At 57.7% G+C, this 16266-nt stretch carries 16 protein-coding genes, 1 pseudogene and 1 riboswitch; of the genes and pseudogenes, 8 read left to right on the top strand and 9 right to left on the bottom strand.

What is annotated here, in order from left to right; all coding sequences use genetic code 11:
* Positions 1 to 5: 5 nt before the first annotated feature.
* From ureC to HMPREF3178_RS18765, 4 genes are read right to left on the bottom strand one after another with little or no spacing between them, the layout of a single operon-like run.
* Positions 6 to 1709 (bottom strand): urease subunit alpha, encoded by a 1704-nt coding sequence (ureC, locus tag HMPREF3178_RS18780; protein ID WP_016808009.1) that lies wholly within the window; start codon positions 1707 to 1709, stop codon positions 6 to 8.
* Positions 1702 to 2022: an urease subunit beta gene (locus HMPREF3178_RS18775; RefSeq protein WP_004105889.1), complete on the bottom strand. Its 321-nt coding sequence runs from the start codon at positions 2020 to 2022 to the stop codon at positions 1702 to 1704. Before HMPREF3178_RS18775 ends, ureC begins: the two co-directional genes overlap by 8 nt.
* A 9-nt stretch (positions 2023 to 2031) precedes the next feature.
* Entirely contained in the window at positions 2032 to 2334 is a 303-nt protein-coding gene (locus HMPREF3178_RS18770; RefSeq protein ID WP_004105887.1) for an urease subunit gamma, read from the bottom strand.
* Positions 2335 to 2343: 9 nt separating this feature from the next.
* Positions 2344 to 3168, bottom strand: a complete 825-nt coding sequence (locus tag HMPREF3178_RS18765; RefSeq protein ID WP_016808008.1) for an urease accessory protein UreD — start codon at positions 3166 to 3168, stop codon at positions 2344 to 2346.
* Here HMPREF3178_RS18765 and HMPREF3178_RS31810 point away from each other — a divergent pair.
* A pseudogene (locus tag HMPREF3178_RS31810) lies at positions 3158 to 3241 on the top strand (short-chain dehydrogenase); the annotation flags it as partial. The gene HMPREF3178_RS18765 and the pseudogene HMPREF3178_RS31810 overlap by 11 nt on opposite strands.
* A 207-nt stretch (positions 3242 to 3448) precedes the next feature.
* Here the strand turns inward: HMPREF3178_RS31810 and plsY are convergent.
* On the bottom strand, positions 3449 to 4069 hold the full coding sequence (gene plsY / locus HMPREF3178_RS18760) for a glycerol-3-phosphate 1-O-acyltransferase PlsY (protein WP_004105883.1): 621 nt from the start codon (positions 4067 to 4069) through the stop codon (positions 3449 to 3451).
* A gap of 221 nt (positions 4070 to 4290) precedes the next feature.
* Between plsY and folB the strand changes: the two genes are divergently transcribed.
* Together folB and bacA are read left to right on the top strand one after the other, a co-directional pair.
* Positions 4291 to 4674, top strand: a complete 384-nt coding sequence (gene folB, locus HMPREF3178_RS18755) for a bifunctional dihydroneopterin aldolase/7,8-dihydroneopterin epimerase (RefSeq protein WP_004105881.1) — start codon at positions 4291 to 4293, stop codon at positions 4672 to 4674.
* A gap of 202 nt (positions 4675 to 4876) precedes the next feature.
* On the top strand, positions 4877 to 5698 hold the full coding sequence (bacA, locus tag HMPREF3178_RS18750) for an undecaprenyl-diphosphate phosphatase (protein WP_004105879.1): 822 nt from the start codon (positions 4877 to 4879) through the stop codon (positions 5696 to 5698).
* Between the two features lie 10 nt (positions 5699 to 5708).
* On the opposite strand, the gene HMPREF3178_RS18745 is transcribed toward bacA, so the two are convergent.
* Complete coding sequence (locus tag HMPREF3178_RS18745) at positions 5709 to 6950, bottom strand: multifunctional CCA addition/repair protein (RefSeq protein WP_017145406.1); 1242 nt, start codon at positions 6948 to 6950, stop codon at positions 5709 to 5711.
* Between the two features lie 60 nt (positions 6951 to 7010).
* Positions 7011 to 7631, bottom strand: coding sequence for a TIGR04211 family SH3 domain-containing protein (locus HMPREF3178_RS18740; protein WP_017145407.1), 621 nt, complete (start codon positions 7629 to 7631; stop codon positions 7011 to 7013).
* A 214-nt stretch (positions 7632 to 7845) separates the two neighbouring features.
* Between HMPREF3178_RS18740 and HMPREF3178_RS18735 the strand changes: the two genes are divergently transcribed.
* The 4 genes from HMPREF3178_RS18735 to glgS all read left to right on the top strand — a co-directional run bounded on the left by HMPREF3178_RS18735 (position 7846) and on the right by glgS (position 13977).
* A complete protein-coding gene (locus tag HMPREF3178_RS18735) occupies positions 7846 to 9144 on the top strand; it encodes a CYTH domain-containing protein (RefSeq protein ID WP_017145408.1) in 1299 nt (432 codons plus the stop codon).
* 23 nt (positions 9145 to 9167) lie between these two features.
* Complete coding sequence (gene glnE / locus HMPREF3178_RS18730) at positions 9168 to 12002, top strand: bifunctional [glutamate--ammonia ligase]-adenylyl-L-tyrosine phosphorylase/[glutamate--ammonia-ligase] adenylyltransferase (RefSeq protein WP_017145409.1); 2835 nt, start codon at positions 9168 to 9170, stop codon at positions 12000 to 12002.
* Positions 12003 to 12060: 58 nt separating this feature from the next.
* Positions 12061 to 13494, top strand: coding sequence for a bifunctional D-glycero-beta-D-manno-heptose-7-phosphate kinase/D-glycero-beta-D-manno-heptose 1-phosphate adenylyltransferase HldE (hldE, locus tag HMPREF3178_RS18725; RefSeq protein ID WP_004115631.1), 1434 nt, complete (start codon positions 12061 to 12063; stop codon positions 13492 to 13494).
* 273 nt (positions 13495 to 13767) lie between these two features.
* Positions 13768 to 13977, top strand: coding sequence for a cell surface composition regulator GlgS (gene glgS / locus HMPREF3178_RS18720; RefSeq protein ID WP_004115630.1), 210 nt, complete (start codon positions 13768 to 13770; stop codon positions 13975 to 13977).
* A 53-nt stretch (positions 13978 to 14030) separates the two neighbouring features.
* Here glgS and ubiK read toward each other — a convergent pair whose 3' ends face one another.
* Positions 14031 to 14312, bottom strand: coding sequence for a ubiquinone biosynthesis accessory factor UbiK (gene ubiK, locus HMPREF3178_RS18715; RefSeq protein WP_017145410.1), 282 nt, complete (start codon positions 14310 to 14312; stop codon positions 14031 to 14033).
* Positions 14313 to 14432: 120 nt separating this feature from the next.
* Positions 14433 to 14584: riboswitch (FMN riboswitch) on the top strand.
* Positions 14585 to 14689: 105 nt separating this feature from the next.
* On the opposite strand from ubiK, the gene ribB reads away from it, so the two are divergent.
* Complete coding sequence (ribB, locus tag HMPREF3178_RS18710; RefSeq protein ID WP_004105870.1) at positions 14690 to 15343, top strand: 3,4-dihydroxy-2-butanone-4-phosphate synthase; 654 nt, start codon at positions 14690 to 14692, stop codon at positions 15341 to 15343.
* A gap of 61 nt (positions 15344 to 15404) precedes the next feature.
* Here ribB and zupT read toward each other — a convergent pair whose 3' ends face one another.
* Positions 15405 to 16175 carry a zinc transporter ZupT gene (zupT, locus tag HMPREF3178_RS18705; RefSeq protein WP_024274733.1) on the bottom strand — a complete coding sequence of 257 codons (771 nt, stop codon included), beginning with the start codon at positions 16173 to 16175 and terminating at the stop codon, positions 15405 to 15407.
* Positions 16176 to 16266 lie beyond the last annotated feature (91 nt).

Genomic DNA, 16266 nt, shown 5'->3' with positions numbered 1-16266 from the left:
GCTCCTTAAAACAGGAAATAACGTTGCGCCATGGGTAACACGTCCGCCGGTTCGCTGGTTATCAGTTCGCCGTCGATGCGCACCTCGTAGGTTTGTGAATCCACGGTAATATTGGGCAACAGGCCGTTGTGGTGCATATCGGCTTTTTGTACCGTGCGGCAGCCTTTAACCACCGCCGTCGCGCTGTGCAGGTTCAGCCGTTCAGCGACGCCGTTTTCCGCCGCCGCCTGCGACAGGAAGGTCAAACGGCAGCGGTGACGAGCGCTGCCCAGCGCGCCGAACATCGGGCGATAGTGCACCGGCTGCGGCGTCGGGATAGATGCGTTGATGTCGCCCATCGGCGCCATGGCGATCATGCCGCCTTTGACGATCGTCGCCGGTTTTACGCCGAAGAATGCCGGGGACCACAGCACCAGATCCGCCAGTTTCCCCACTTCAATCGAACCGACTTCATGGGCGATACCGTGGGTTAACGCCGGATTAATGGTGTATTTGGCGATATAGCGCTTCACGCGGAAGTTATCGTTATCGCCGCTCTCTTCCGCCAGCGGGCCGCGCTGAACTTTCATCCGGTGCGCCACCTGCCAGGTACGTAACACCACTTCGCCGACGCGACCCATGGCCTGCGAATCGGACGAGGTAAGGGAGAAGGCGCCCAGGTCGTGCAGGACGTCTTCCGCGGCGATGGTTTCCCGCCGAATGCGCGATTCGGCAAACGCCACGTCCTCGGCGATATCCGGGTCGAGATGATGGCAAACCATCAGCATGTCCAGATGCTCGTCAATGGTGTTGACGGTGTAGGGCAGCGTCGGATTAGTCGACGAGGGCAGAATATTAGGGTGTGCGCAGGCGGTAATAATATCTGGCGCATGGCCGCCGCCCGCGCCTTCGGTATGGAAAGTATGGATAGTGCGCCCGCCGATGGCCGCCAGGGTATCCTCAACGAATCCCGACTCGTTAAGGGTATCGCTGTGCAGCGCAACCTGAACGTCCATTTCGTCGGCTACGGTCAGCGCGCAGTTGATTGCCGCTGGCGTCGCGCCCCAGTCTTCGTGAATTTTCAGGCCGATAACCCCGGCCGCGACCTGCTCACGCAGCGCATCCGGATTCGAGCCATTGCCTTTACCCAGCAGGCCGACATTGACCGGCAGGCTGTCCGCAGCCTGCAGCATCCGCGAGATGTACCACGGACCCGGGGTGCAGGTCGTGGCGTGGGTACCCGCCGCCGGGCCGGTCCCGCCGCCGATCATGGTGGTGACGCCGGAGACCAGCGCTTCTTCCGCCTGCTGCGGGCAGATCCAGTGAATATGCGTATCGACGCCGCCGGCGGTGACGATCTTGCCTTCTGCGGCAATAATTTCCGTGGCCGCGCCGATCGGGATCGTGACGTTGGGTTGAATATCCGGGTTGCCGGCTTTGCCGATGGCGAAGATCCTTCCATCTTTGACGCCGATATCGGCTTTAACGATCCCCCAGTAATCGACGATCAGGGCATTGGTCAGCACCAGATCCGCGCACCCTGCGGAAAGCATCTGCCCCTGTCCCATACCGTCGCGGATCACTTTACCGCCGCCGAATTTGACCTCTTCGCCGTAGGTGGTCAAATCATCTTCAACCTCGATCCACAGCTCGGTGTCCGCCAGGCGAACTTTATCGCCGGTGGTGGGGCCGAACATGTCGGCATAGGCCTGACGTGAAATCTCACTCATCATTTGCCTCCAGCTCACCCATTATTTCGCCGCGAAAACCGTGCACGACGCGGGCTCCGGCCAGCGCTACCAGCTCCACCTCGCGCTTTTGGCCCGGCTCGAAGCGCACTGCGGTTCCGGCCGCGATATTGAGACGGTAGCCCGTTGCCTGCTGGCGATCGAACTTCAGCGCCGGGTTGACCTCGGCGAAGTGATAATGGGAGCCGACCTGAATCGGCCGGTCGCCGTGATTTTCAACGATAATGCAGCAGGTAGCCCGGCCGACGTTAAGCGCTATCTGGCCCGGTTTAACCTGATATTCTCCTGGGATCATCGCGCTACCTCAGATTATCGGGTTATGGACGGTAACCAGCTTCGAGCCGTCCGGAAAGGTGGCTTCGACCTGGATATCGGGGATCATTTCCGGTACGCCTTCCATGACCTGCTCGCGGCTCAGGACGTGGCGCCCTTCTTCCATTAGCTCTGCGACGCTTCTGCCGTCGCGCGCGCCCTCCATAATAAAGGCGCTAATCAGGGCCACGGATTCGGGATAGTTGAGCTTCAGGCCGCGGGCCAGGCGACGCTCCGCCACCAGCGCAGCGGTAAACAGCAACAGTTTGTCTTTTTCTCTGGGTGTCAGTTCCATAGCGTTCTCTTAAGTCAGCCAGATTCGGGGGAGTACCGGAGATTTGCCGGTCAGGTGCGGGCGCATAAACTGCCAGATATCGCGCATCGCCCGCTGGCAACGCAGATTATCGTCACTTAAAAAGCGTACCGTCAGCAGGCCGTCGGTGAGCGTCGCGCCGGCATAGTTTGCCAGCGGCGTAAGTTTTTCGCGTACGCCTTCCAGCAGCGTCTCGTTCGCCGGGTAGAACAGCATTGTTCCCACCCATGGCTGCTGCGCGATACAGGCCAGCTCTCCATCGGCCAGGTTCAGGCGCTCAATCAGCAGCGGAGAGCCGTCGACCCACACCTCCAGTCGGTTGGCGAGCGCGCCGTGGCTAAAGGTTTCGCCGATGACCGGACGGCCAAGACATAGCAGGTCCCAGGCCAGCAGCGTGCTGGAGGAGGAGAGGTGAAACACAGTATGCAAAGCGGCGTGAGCGCCGGGAAAGAAAATGGCATCCTGCGGCAACCACTCGAGCGTTGCGTTATCGCCCAGAGTCAGGGTTTGCAGAAGCCGCGCCTGCGCGCCGCTGCTGCGATAAAACTTGCTGGCGCCGGGCATGGTGATCAGCGTATGGCAATCGGACTCAATCGTGGCGCTGATGGTGAGTTCATCGCCGCCGACGATACCGCCGGGCGGATGAAGCAGATAGAGGTGGCAGGTCTCTTCTTCGGGATAAAACGGACGCTGAACGGTGAGTGGACCGACATGACGACGGGAGGCGAGCGTTGTTTTCCCGCCGAGAAGCTGAAAGCGGAGGTCCAGCGTGGCCTGCCAGCCTTTTTTATTCTGTGGTAACACCGTGCCGTGCAATGTCGCGCCCCTGCAAAATCAAGATAAAACAGCAGCGAAGAGTATTGATCGGGGGGGGATCATCCCGGTCATATGAAAAGCTTATGCCCGTCATACTTCGAGCCGCAGCCGCGTTGGCTACGGGCTACTCGGCCCATCCATGGGCCTCGCCCTGGCGGGCCGTCGCAAGCGACGTTCAAATCTGCTCCCGGCAGATTTGTCGTTCGCCCGAATCACTGACTGGAGTAAGCTCATCGGGACTCACTCACCGCCTTGCCGCGAAGTTGCGTCGAAGCAAAGGTTATTTCTGCTCCGGCGTTTTTTTCTTCTTTTTGAACCGGGTCCAGATGCGGGTTTCCTGACGCCGCCACAGACGCTGAATGTTGTCGTGATGGCGCAGCAGAATCAGGCATGAGAGCATCGAAACCGGGAAAGTATACTGCGGTTTGAACCACCAGACATAGAACGGCGCGATCAGCGCGCTGACGATCGCCCCCAGCGAGGAGTAGCCGCTGAGCAGAATCGTAAGCAGCCAGGTTCCGGCCATCACGCCGGTGAGATCCCAGCCGATAGGGGCGATGGCTCCGAAAGCGGTCGCCACGCCTTTACCGCCGCGAAAGTTAAAAAATACCGGCCAGATATGGCCTACGCAGGCGGCAATGGCCACCAGACCGAGCCAGAACGGCGTCAGGCCTAGCGCCCACGCTCCCCAGACCGGCAGCATGCCTTTCAGTACGTCAAAAATAAGCACCGCTACGGCTGCGCCCTTGCCGCCAATTCGCAGGACGTTAGTCGCCCCTGGATTGCCGGAGCCGCTGTCGCGAGGGTCGGGAAGGCCAGCGAGGCGGCAAACGAGAATGGCGCTGGAGATTGAGCCGCAGAGGTAGGCGAGGATAACCAGTCCAGGCGCGATTGCACTCATCAGCTGTTCCATTTTGAAAGTGTCGTTTTATCCCCGGTGCGCTGCGCGTTATCCGCGCATTGGCTCGCAGAGACCCATAGCGATGCTATGCTCCTGGGGCCTTGCCGCGTCGCTCTCTTCCTGCAACGCAAATTATTTAGGGGATGTCTTTGCATCTGTGGATAATACGCATAATTGGCCGGAAGTGGTATCCGGTTTAGCCAAAAAGCAGGCAGGTCGTGATGGATATTGTATTTATAGAGCAACTTTCGGTAATCACCACTATTGGTGTTTATGACTGGGAACAAACCATTGAACAGAAGCTGGTGTTCGATATCGAAATGGCGTGGGATAACCGCAAAGCGGCGGCCAGCGATGATGTCAGCGATTGTCTCAGCTATGCTGATATCAGCGAGGCGGTCATCAACCACGTTGAAGGCGGGCGCTTTGCGCTGGTCGAGCGCGTGGCGGAAGAGATTGCTGACCTGCTGCTGGAAAAGTTTCAATCTCCATGGGTGCGTATTAAAGTCAGCAAGCCTGGCGCGGTAGCCCGGGCGGCCAACGTTGGCGTCGTGATTGAACGTGGCCTTAATCTGAAACAAAACTTTTCAGGTCATACTCGTTAAACAAATTGTGTTTATACCGGTCATAGAATCCGACCATCAGGCTATTTTATTTGCCGTTTTGTCCCCGGGAAGCGCCCGAAAGCCGCGCGTACAACCTGTACGCTCCCGTTTCTGCGCGCTGTCCGTGGCCAATATTGAAGCCTGATAGCCTGGTTATTCGTTTCTGGTTTTTTTCATATTACTTTTTAAAGGGTTTAATTGGATGAGCGATATACACTCGCTGCTGGTGGCGGCAATATTGGGTGTGGTTGAAGGTTTGACCGAGTTTTTACCTGTTTCCAGTACTGGTCATATGATTATTGTCGGTCATCTGCTGGGTTTTGAAGGCGATACCGCAAATACGTTTGAAGTAGTGATTCAGCTTGGTTCCATTCTTGCCGTTGTTGTGATGTTCTGGCGTCGTCTGTTCGGCCTTATCGGTATTCATTTCGGCAAAAAGCCCGAGCATGAAGGCCAGGGCAGCGGTCGCCTGTCGCTTATCCATATTCTCTTGGGGATGATCCCGGCGGTAGTGCTGGGGCTGATTTTCCACGATACCATCAAGTCTCTGTTTAACCCGATAAACGTGATGTACGCGCTGATTGTCGGCGGCGTGCTGCTGATCGCAGCGGAAGTGCTGAAGCCAAAACAGCCCCGCGCGGTGGGCATTGATGATATGACCTATCGTCAGGCGTTCGTGATCGGCTGTTTCCAGTGTCTGGCGCTGTGGCCGGGCTTCTCGCGTTCCGGGGCGACAATTTCCGGCGGGATGCTGATGGGCGTAAGCCGCTATGCGGCCTCTGAGTTCTCATTCCTGCTGGCGGTGCCGATGATGATGGGCGCGACCGTACTGGATATGTACAAAAGTATTGGTTTCCTCAACGCCAGCGATATTCCGATGTTTGCCGTCGGTTTTATCACGGCGTTTATCGTCGCGCTGATTGCGATTAAAACCTTCCTGCAGCTGATTAAACGTATTTCGTTTATCCCGTTCGCCATCTATCGCTTTATCGTCGCGGCAGCGGTGTACGTGGTCTTCTTCTAAGCGCCAGCCCTCAGTCCTGCGGCTGGGGGCAACGCTTTTCTTTCCAGCGGGCGACGGCCTGAATCCGCCGACGCGTCAGCTCTTCACGAATCTCAATTCCCTGAAACCCTTCCGCAACGACCTCTTTTGTTGAGACCGCTCGGGCAACGTCCCAGGCTTCCAGCAGCAGGCGACCCTGAGGGTAATCGCAGGCCTCAAAACCGGTGCGCCCGCGCACGTCGGCTTCACTGGTCAAGGCGATTTGCCTGACCCGCTGCGGCTTGCGCCAGGCATCAATATTATCGAACAGCTTGACCAGCGTTTTTGGCTGCAGCATGGGCAGGGTGTGAATCAGATCGTGAAATTCGGCGACCAGCTTTGCCAGATCGCGCAGCTCGTTGGGTACCCGCAGACGGGCGCAGAGCTGTTCGACCAGCTTTACGCCAGCCGGGCCGTGACCATGATGACGCGGCCAGAGCTCTTTTGGCGTCAGTCCTTTCCCGAGGTCGTGGCACAGGGTAGCGAAACGCACGTCGACTTCGGGTGACAGCATCGCCGCCATGGTGACGGTCATCAGGGTGTGCAGGCCGGTGTCGATTTCCGGGTGCCATTTAGCCGGAGCCGGTACGCCGTAAAGGGCGTCGACTTCCGGGAACAGCACCTTGAGCGCGCGGCAGTCGCGTAAGGTCTGGAAGAAGACCTGCGGGTTGCGGGTGGTAAGGGCGCTTTCCGTCTCTTTCCATACCCGCTCCGGCGTGAGATGTGCAAGCTCACCGGCATCGGCCATTGCGCGCATCAGCGCCATGGTTTCATCGGCGATACGAAACCCCAGATGCGCGTAGCGGGCGGCAAAACGCGCCACGCGCAGAACGCGTAGCGGATCCTCGCTAAAGGCGGGCGAGACGTGGCGCAGCAGGCGCTGGCGTAAATCAGACTGGCCGCCGTAGGGATCGATAATCTGACCGTCGGCGTCCTGGGCCAGCGCATTGATCGTCAGATCGCGGCGCAGCAGGTCTTGCTCAAGGGTAACGTCAGCGGCGGCATCGCAGGTAAAACCGGTGTAACCGGAACCGGACTTGCGCTCGGTGCGCGCCAGGGCATACTCTTCACGGCTTTGCGGATGAAGGAACACGGGAAAATCACGGCCTACCTGCTGGTAGCCCGCGTCGAGGAGTTGCTGAGGCGTGGCGCCAACCACGACCCAATCTTTGTCTTTAACCGGTAGCCTTAATAACGCATCTCGTACTGCACCACCGACCAGATAAACCTTCACGCCTTACTCTCCCGTCTTCATTTTCTTACGATGATACGTAAGTCTGGCAGAGAAGACGAATTAGTTCATCCAACGGTCTTTGCGCTTGCGGCTCGGTACCAGGTGCGGCAACACCAGTCCCAGAATCAGGCCGACGCCCAGCACGCCGCCGCCGTACATAAACCACTGCATGATAATGGTGCGCTGTTTGTCATCAAGCTGCAGATTTGCGGCGTTCACCTTCTTCTGCGCGACAACCAGCTCATTTTTCAGCTTTTGATTCTCTTCTTTCAGGCCGTTGATGACGGCATCGCTACCGGCGACTTTCTTCTGCATGTCCGACGTGCGCTGGTTCCAGGTGGTATCAATGTTATTCAGTTTATCGGTCAGGGTTTTGACCTGGTTTTCCAGATCCGGCACGCGAGTGCGCAGGCTGGGCTCGTTGCTCAGCTCTTTCAAGGGGATCCAGGCGGTACGGCCGCTGCTGTCGCGCACCTGAGCATAGTTAGTGCTGTCGTTAGTTTGCAGCACTGCGACTTCTTCGCCGGCGTTGATGGTGCCCACAAGGCGATAGTTATCGCCCGGACCGCTGCGCACCCAGGTATTCAGTTCATCTGAAACGTAACGTTTTTCTTCCGCGTGAACCGCCGTGGCGGCGCTCAGCGCCAGCAAAGTCAATGTAATAAGGCGTAATTTTGGCATCAGGTCATCGTTTGGTCATAAAAAGTTGAACGATAGTAGTGGCATCGCCGAAGCGACGCAAAGTTTTCCGCCACAATCGGAATCATCCATCAGGTGGCCCGGCAAAATGCGCATTGCATGGCGATTCGCCGCAAAATACTATTTACTGACAAGAAATATCGTTGTTAGTTCGCCGCAATTTCCCGGCACAGCATATAAGCGGAAGAATTCAGTCATGGCTCAAGAAATCGAATTAAAGTTTATCGTTGATCAGAATGGCGTTGACGCGCTGCGTCAGCACCTCAATACGCTGGAGGCAAAGCACACGCCCGCGGGTCAATTACTGAATATTTACTATGAAACGGCGGATAACTGGCTGCGCCGCCACGACATGGGGCTGCGCGTTCGCGGCGACCAGGGGCGCTATGAGATGACGCTGAAAATCGCCGGGCGCGTCGTCGGCGGTCTGCATCAGCGTCCGGAATATAACATTCCGCTGGAAAGCCCTGAGCTGGCGCTGGAAAAGCTTCCGGCTGAAGTCTGGCCGCAGGGTGAACTGCCGGCGGAGCTTGCTGAGAACGTACAGCCGCTTTTCAGCACCGATTTTGAGCGTGAGCGATGGGTGGTCAAAGAAGGCGACAGCGAAATTGAAATCGCACTCGATCGCGGCGAAGTCAAAGCCGGCGAGCATCAGGAACCCATTTGCGAGCTGGAGCTGGAGCTTCTGTCCGGTAATACGCAGGATATTCTGACCCTTGCCCGCGGCCTGCTGGATACCGGCGTACTGCGTCAGGGAAGCCTGAGCAAAGCGGCGCGAGGTTATCATCTGGCGCAGGGCAACGAAGAACGCCCGCTGACCGCGTTAACGATCCTTCGCGTCGCGCCGAAAGCCAGCGTCGAACAGGGGCTGGAGGCGGCGCTGGAAAGCGCGCTGGCGCACTGGCTATATCATGATGAAGTCCTCAATCGCGGCAATGCGAAAGCGAAAGCGGAGATTTTGCACGCTATCGCCCGCGTGCGGCACGCGCTGGTACTGTTTGGCGGTATTGTCCCGCGCAAGGCCACCACGCTGCTGCGTGAACGTTTGAGCGAAGCCGAGGCGGCGCTGGCGGAAGCCGAAACGACCCAGGCGGCGCTTTTCAGCGTGGCGACCGTCAGAGCGAAGCTGGCGCTCACCGATCTGCTGGTTAACCGCGGCTGGCGTCCTTTCCTGAACGCAGCCGGAGAGCAGAAAATTGCCGGATCGTTTAAACGCTTTGCGGATATTCAGCTCTCCAGGGCGGCGGCGGAGCTGAAAAACGCTTTTCGTCAGCCGTCCGCTGACGGTTATGCCGATCAGCTTCCGCGTCTGACCCGCGAAATTGACACCGTTCAGCTGTTATCCGGCGCCTATGCCGATGCTGCCGCGCCGTGGCTGGAAAACTGGCAAGAAACCCGCCGGGCGATTACGCATAATGACAGCAGCGTTATCGAATATTTTCGTCGCCAGGCGCTGGCCGCAGAGCCGTTCTGGCTGCATAGTGGAAAACGATAATTTCAGGCCAGGGAGCCCCTAAGATGCCGCTTTCTTCGCAATTACAGCAGCACTGGCAGACGGTCGCTGGCCGGCTGCCAGCGGATTTTCCCGTATCGACGTTGAGCGATCGGGCGCAATCAGTTATGGCATTCAGCGATTTCGTCGAACAGAGTCTGATCGCGCAGCCGCAGTGGCTGGCGGAGCTTGAAAGTGCGCCCCCCGAGGCGCAGGAGTGGCATCACTACGCCGAATGGCTGCAGGTGCGCCTGGCCGAGGTCAATGATGAAGCCGCGCTGATGCGCGAGCTGCGCCAGTTTCGCCGTCGGATCATGGTGCGTATCGCCTGGGCCCAGGCGCTATCGCTGGTCAGCGAAGAGAGCAGCCTGCAGCAGCTAAGCGCGCTGGCGGAGACCTTAATCGTCGCCGCGCGCGACTGGCTATACGCTGCCTGCTGTCGCGAATGGGGCACTCCATGTAATGCTGAAGGTTCGCCGCAGCCGCTACTCATCCTCGGGATGGGCAAGCTCGGCGGCGGCGAGCTGAACTTCTCCTCCGACATCGATCTGATTTTCGCCTGGCCGGAACATGGCGCCACGCGCGGCGGGCGTCGCGAACTGGATAACGCCCAGTTTTTTACCCGCCTCGGGCAGCGCCTGATTAAGGTACTGGATCAACCCACCCAGGATGGTTTTGTCTACCGCGTGGATATGCGCCTGCGCCCGTTTGGCGATAGCGGTCCGCTGGTGTTGAGCTTTGCCGCGCTGGAAGATTATTACCAGGAGCAGGGACGCGATTGGGAGCGCTACGCGATGGTGAAAGCGCGAATTATGGGCGATAACGATGGCGTCTATGCCAACGAGCTGCGCGCCATGCTGCGGCCGTTTGTCTTCCGCCGCTATATCGATTTCAGCGTGATTCAGTCTTTGCGCAACATGAAGGGCATGATTGCCCGGGAAGTGCGCCGCCGGGGATTAAAAGACAATATCAAGCTCGGCGCGGGCGGCATCCGAGAAGTGGAGTTTATCGTCCAGGTCTTCCAGTTGATTCGCGGCGGCCGTGAGCCAATGCTGCAGCAGCGGGCGCTGCTGCCGACGCTGGCCGCCATCGAAGAGCTACATCTGCTGCCGGAAGGGGATGCGCAGAGGCTGCGCGAAGCCTATCTGTTTTTGCGTCGCCTGGAAAACCTGCTGCAAAGCATCAACGACGAGCAGACGCAAACCTTGCCGCAGGATGAACTTAATCGCGCCCGGCTGGCCTGGGGGATGGGCGTTGCCGACTGGGAGACACTCAGCGCGCGGCTGGCGGAACAGATGGCTAACGTGCGGCGCGTGTTTAATGAACTGATCGGCGACGATGAAACGCAGTCGCCGGATGAGCAGCTTGAAGAGTACTGGCGCGAGCTGTGGCAGGACGCGCTGCAGGAAGATGATACCAGCCCGGCGCTGGCGCATCTTGTAGACAGCGATCGCCGCAGCGTGCTGGCGCTGATCGCCGATTTTCGCAAAGAGCTGGACCGGCGCACGATTGGTCCGCGCGGTCGTCAGGTGCTTGACCAGCTCATGCCGCATCTGCTTAGCGAAATTTGTTCGCGCGCCGATGCTCCGGTACCGCTGGCGCGTATTACGCCGCTGCTCACCGGAATTGTCACCCGCACCACTTACCTGGAGCTGCTGAGCGAATTCCCCGGCGCGTTAAAGCACCTGATTAGCCTGTGCGCGGCGTCGCCGATGGTCGCCAGTCAGCTGGCCCGCCATCCGCTGCTGCTGGACGAACTGCTGGACCCGAATACGCTTTATCAGCCAACGGCCACCGATGCCTATCGCGATGAACTGCGCCAGTATCTGCTGCGCGTACCGGAAGATGATGAAGAGCAGCAGCTGGAGGCGCTACGCCAGTTTAAGCAGGCGCAGCTGCTGCACATCGCTGCGGCCGATATCGCCGGAACGCTGCCAGTGATGAAAGTGAGCGATCACTTAACATGGCTGGCGGAGGCGATGATTGACGCAGTCGTCCAGCAGGCATGGCTGCAGATGGTGGCCCGTTACGGGCAGCCGACGCACCTGCACGATCGCCAGGGGCGCGGTTTTGCGGTGGTCGGCTACGGCAAGCTGGGGGGCTGGGAGCTGGGCTACAGTTCCGATCTCGATTTGGTGTTCCTCCACGATTGCCCGATGGAGGTGATGACCGACGGCGAACGCGAAATCGACGGCCGTCAGTTTTATCTGCGCCTGGCGCAGCGCATCATGCATCTTTTCAGTACCCGCACCTCGTCAGGCATTCTGTACGAAGTGGATGCTCGCTTACGCCCCTCTGGCGCAGCGGGGATGCTGGTCACTACCGCCGATTCCTTTGCTGATTATCAGCAGAATGAGGCATGGACATGGGAACACCAGGCGCTGGTTCGCGCCCGCGTAGTGTATGGCGATCCTGAGCTACAGGCGCGCTTTGACGCCATTCGTCGGGATATTCTTACTACCCCGCGAGAAGGCGAAAAACTGCAGACCGAAGTGCGGGAAATGCGCGAAAAAATGCGCGCTCACCTGGGGAATAAGCATCACGATCGCTTTGATATTAAAGCCGATGCCGGTGGGATCACCGATATTGAATTTATTACTCAGTATCTGGTCCTACGCTATGCCAGTGATAAACCGAAGCTCACGCGCTGGTCCGATAACGTTCGTATCCTGGAACTGCTGGCGCAGAACGACATTATGGACGAGGCAGAGGCGAGGGCGTTAACTCACGCTTACACTACGCTGCGCGATGCGCTACATCACCTGGCGCTGCAGGAACAGCCGGGGCACGTGGCGCCAGATGCGTTTAGCCAGGAGCGTGAACAGGTCAGCGCCAGCTGGCAGAAGTGGTTGATGGCTTAACTAAAAAACCGGGTGTGCTATTATCGCGCGCAAAGTTTGCGTCTCGCAGGAGAGAGTAATGAAAGTAACGCTGCCAGAGTTTGAACGTGCAGGAGTGTTGGTGGTTGGCGATGTGATGCTGGACCGCTACTGGTATGGTCCCACCAGCCGTATTTCGCCGGAAGCGCCGGTACCGGTGGTGAAGGTGGAAAATATCGAAGAACGTCCTGGCGGCGCGGCAAACGTGGCGATGAACATTGCGTCGCTCGGCGCGACCTCCCGCCTCGTTGGTCTGACCGGGATTGACGATGCCGCCCGTGCGTTAAGTAAGGCGCTGGCTGACGTCAACGTGAAGTGCGACTTCGTATCCGTCCCGACGCATCCGACGATTACCAAACTGCGCGTGCTGTCGCGCAACCAGCAGCTGATTCGTCTCGATTTTGAAGAAGGGTTCTCCGGCGTCGATCCGCAGCCGATGCACGAACGTATTCAGCAGGCGCTGGGCTCTATTGGCGCCCTGGTGCTCTCTGATTACGCCAAAGGCGCGCTGACCAGCGTCCAGACCATGATCAAGCTGGCGCGCGATGCGGGCGTTCCGGTGCTTATCGATCCGAAAGGCACGGATTTTGAACGCTATCGCGGCGCTACCCTGCTGACGCCTAACCTCTCAGAATTTGAGGCGGTAGCGGGTAAATGTAAGGATGAAGAAGAGATCGTTGAACGCGGCATGAAAATCATCGCCGATTTCGACCTCTCTGCGCTGCTGGTGACCCGTTCCGAGCAGGGGATGACGCTGCTGCAGCCGGGGCGACCGCCGCTGCATATGCCCACGCAGGCCCAGGAAGTCTATGACGTTACCGGCGCGGGCGACACGGTCATCGGCGTGCTGGCGGCGACGCTGGCTTCCGGCAATACTCTGGAAGAAGCTTGCTACTTTGCCAACGCGGCGGCTGGCGTCGTGGTGGGTAAACTCGGTACCTCTACCGTTTCGCCTATCGAACTGGAGAACGCGGTACGCGGGCGCTCCGAGACCGGTTTTGGCGTGATGAGCGAAGAAGAACTCAAGCTGGCGGTAGCCGCGGCGCGCAAGCGCGGCGAGAAAGTTGTGATGACCAACGGCGTGTTCGATATTTTACACGCGGGCCACGTTTCCTACCTGGCGAACGCTCGCAAACTGGGTGACAGGCTGATTGTCGCGGTGAACAGCGATGCTTCAACCCGGCGTCTGAAAGGCGAGTCTCGTCCGGTCAACCCGCTGGATCAGCGAATGATCGTGCTGGGCGCGCTGGAGGCCGTCGACTGGGTGGTTTCTTTTGAAGAAGATACTCCGCAGCGGCTGATTGCCGGAATTCTGCCGGATCTGCTGGTGAAAGGTGGGGACTATAAGCCGGAGCAGATTGCCGGCAGCGAAGAGGTGTGGGCAAACGGCGGCGAGGTGCTGGTGCTCAACTTCGAAGATGGCTGCTCAACGACCAATATCATCAGGAAGATCCAGAAAGATAACAATCAGTAATGTTTTCTCTCTTCACTGGAGCGGCTGCTAATCCGGATCTGGTAAGCGAAAATAAGCGTAACCAGCGATAACGCTGCAAATTCGTACAACAGAGGCCCGCGATCGTCTAATCGTGGGCCTCTTTCTATTTAATGACGGCATAAATGATTTGGCTCAATAAATAGCCATTTCAGGCGCATTTTTCGTACAAAAAAAGTTAAGGTAAGGATAAATACTGAAGTCAGTAAAAAGCATATGACCAATCAGAACACCAACGGCTGAAGGAGTATGCGTATGAAGAATAAAGACATGTATTTAATGAAGAATTTTGATTTTCTGGCCCAGAGTTTCGCCAGAATGAACGCACAAGGTCAGCCCGTCGATCTTCAGGCCATTGTCGGCAATATGGATGAAGAGCATCGTGAATGGTTTTGTCAACGCTATGAACTTTACTGCCAGCAGGCGAATAAAGCCATGACCCCTGAAGCGGAGCTGGAGCACTAATCTACTTACCCTCAACCGATACGACAACGGGCCTGACGGCCCGTTGCTTATTTTTAGAGCTTCTCTTCGGCGTCCGGCGTCGCCGGCGCGTTTAGAGGACGATTTTCCAGCTCGCTCAGACGTTGCTCCAGAAGCGCCAGCTTTTCACGCGTGCGCAGCAGCACCTGCGTCTGCACGTCGAACTCTTCGCGGCTTACCAGGTCCAGGCGAGTTAACTGCGACTGGAGCACCTGACGAATTTTTTTCTCCACGTCTTCCCCCAGATCGCGGAGCCCCTTCGGCATCGATTCATGAACCTGGCGGGCGATTTGTTCAATTTTTTTCGGGTCAATCATGGTGGTTTCCTGCTCTGGTCGGTTATTCGCTCATTGTAGTGCGATCGGCGGTACCTATAAACCATAAATGTTTGAAGCTTATGCATTGCCGACGATAGTCAATAGCGTTATAGTTACTTCGCTTATTCTCAGGGCGGGGCGAAATTCCCCACCGGCGGTAAATCAACCATAGCGTTGAAAGCCCGCGAGCGCTTTCTGTAAATGCAGAAAGGTCAGCAGATCCGGTGTAATTCCGGGGCCGACGGTTAGAGTCCGGATGGGAGAGAGTAACGGCTCAGTCGGGTTTTCGCCCGCTTGCGTTGACTTTTGCCGCTAAACCGGCGCTCCTAAGACTGCCCTGATTCTGGTAACCATACAATTAATGAGGTTTATTTACCATGAATCAGACGCTACTTTCCTCTTTTGGTACCGCTTTTGAACGTGTGGAACGTGCTTTAGATGCACTGCGCGAAGGCCGCGGTGTGATGGTACTTGACGATGAAGACCGTGAAAACGAAGGCGATATGATTTTCGCCGCAGAAACCATGACCGTTGAGCAGATGGCGTTGACCATTCGCCACGGTAGCGGCATTGTCTGCCTGTGCCTGACGGAAGATCGTCGTAAACAGCTCGACCTGCCAATGATGGTAGAGAACAACACCAGCGCCTACGGTACCGGTTTTACCGTCACCATCGAAGCTGCTGAAGGCGTGACTACCGGCGTTTCCGCCGCTGACCGCGTAACGACCGTACGTGCGGCAATTGCCGATGGCGCGAAGCCGTCAGACCTGAACCGTCCTGGCCACGTTTTCCCGCTGCGCGCTCAGCCGGGCGGCGTTCTGACCCGCGGCGGCCACACCGAAGCTACAATCGATCTGGTCACCCTGGCTGGCCTCAAACCGGCGGGCGTACTGTGCGAACTGACTAACGACGACGGCTCTATGGCGCGTGCGCCGCAGTGCATTGAGTTTGCTAAACAGCACAATATGGAAGTAGTCACCATTGAAGATTTAGTGGCTTACCGTCGCGAACACGAGCGTAAAGCCAGCTAATTGCCGCTGGTTGCTGAATAAAGCCCGCCTTATGGTGGGCTTTATTGTTTTTAGCTTTTGTTTAGCCAATCCCTACCGTTTGCAAAACCACCAGGCTTAATCCCATTACCGACATTCCGCACAACACGCCATAGCTCGGGTTGCTTTGCGGATCGAGTTCTTTCGCCAGCGGCATGAGCTCATCAACCGATAGCGCAATCATAATACCGGCAACCGCGGCCATGACCGCGCCCATCATCACCGGAGAGATCACGCTGCCCAGTACCAGCCAGGCCAGCACGCCGCCGAAGATTTCCGCCATCCCGGAAAGCCCTGCCCAGAATACCGCTTTACTCCTGGAACCCGTGGCGGCATAGACCGGCCCTGCTACTGCCAGCCCTTCCGGGATGTTATGCAGCGCGACGGCTAACGCGACCCCCATGCCCAGCTCAAGGTTATTGCTGGCCGTCACAAAAGTGGCAATACCTTCAGGAAAGTTATGTAGGCTAATGCCTAACGTCAGCAATATCGCCGTACGTCGCAGATTTCGCGGGCGGGAGATGCCGGGGTTCATCAGATCTTGCGCATGGGCGTGAGGCAGCATGCGGTCAAGCGCAAAGTAGCCGAGAAGGCCGATGATAAACATGCCGTAGCCGAGCAGCGGCGACATGCCTTCAGTCGCCAGCGCAGCGGGCAGCATCTCCATTAAGGAAATGAGTAGCATGATCCCGGCGGCGAAACCCAGAGAGAAACCCAATAAGCGGTTCGAGGGTTTCTGGCCGAGCACGCCGAATATTGCCCCAATAAAGGTGGCGCTCCCTGCCAGCAGAGTCAAAATGATGGGTGAGGACAACATTCACCTCCTTATGAAAATGATTCTTATTGAGAATATCGCTATTCATAGACGATCGCGAGTGCACGGATTCACTCTTTACCGCCCCTTA

The organism is Klebsiella sp. HMSC09D12, assembly GCF_001808475.1.
In the GTDB taxonomy this organism is placed as follows: domain Bacteria; phylum Pseudomonadota; class Gammaproteobacteria; order Enterobacterales; family Enterobacteriaceae; genus Klebsiella; species Klebsiella oxytoca.
The sequence above is the reverse complement of the archived record's forward strand: the minus strand, read 5'-3'. Positions and strand labels throughout refer to the sequence as shown.

Bases quoted from the DNA above. Each gene is read 5' to 3' on its own strand.
- ureC (WP_016808009.1), bottom strand. From the start codon at position 1,709: ATGAGTGAGATTTCACGTCAGGCCTATGCCGACATGTTCGGCCCCACC.
- HMPREF3178_RS18775 (WP_004105889.1), bottom strand. From the start codon at position 2,022: ATGATCCCAGGAGAATATCAGGTTAAACCGGGCCAGATAGCGCTTAAC.
- HMPREF3178_RS18770 (WP_004105887.1), bottom strand. From the start codon at position 2,334: ATGGAACTGACACCCAGAGAAAAAGACAAACTGTTGCTGTTTACCGCT.
- plsY (WP_004105883.1), bottom strand. From the start codon at position 4,069: ATGAGTGCAATCGCGCCTGGACTGGTTATCCTCGCCTACCTCTGCGGC.
- folB (WP_004105881.1), top strand. From the start codon at position 4,291: ATGGATATTGTATTTATAGAGCAACTTTCGGTAATCACCACTATTGGT.
- bacA (WP_004105879.1), top strand. From the start codon at position 4,877: ATGAGCGATATACACTCGCTGCTGGTGGCGGCAATATTGGGTGTGGTT.
- HMPREF3178_RS18740 (WP_017145407.1), bottom strand. From the start codon at position 7,631: ATGCCAAAATTACGCCTTATTACATTGACTTTGCTGGCGCTGAGCGCC.
- HMPREF3178_RS18735 (WP_017145408.1), top strand. From the start codon at position 7,846: ATGGCTCAAGAAATCGAATTAAAGTTTATCGTTGATCAGAATGGCGTT.
- glnE (WP_017145409.1), top strand. From the start codon at position 9,168: ATGCCGCTTTCTTCGCAATTACAGCAGCACTGGCAGACGGTCGCTGGC.
- hldE (WP_004115631.1), top strand. From the start codon at position 12,061: ATGAAAGTAACGCTGCCAGAGTTTGAACGTGCAGGAGTGTTGGTGGTT.
- glgS (WP_004115630.1), top strand. From the start codon at position 13,768: ATGAAGAATAAAGACATGTATTTAATGAAGAATTTTGATTTTCTGGCC.
- ubiK (WP_017145410.1), bottom strand. From the start codon at position 14,312: ATGATTGACCCGAAAAAAATTGAACAAATCGCCCGCCAGGTTCATGAA.
- ribB (WP_004105870.1), top strand. From the start codon at position 14,690: ATGAATCAGACGCTACTTTCCTCTTTTGGTACCGCTTTTGAACGTGTG.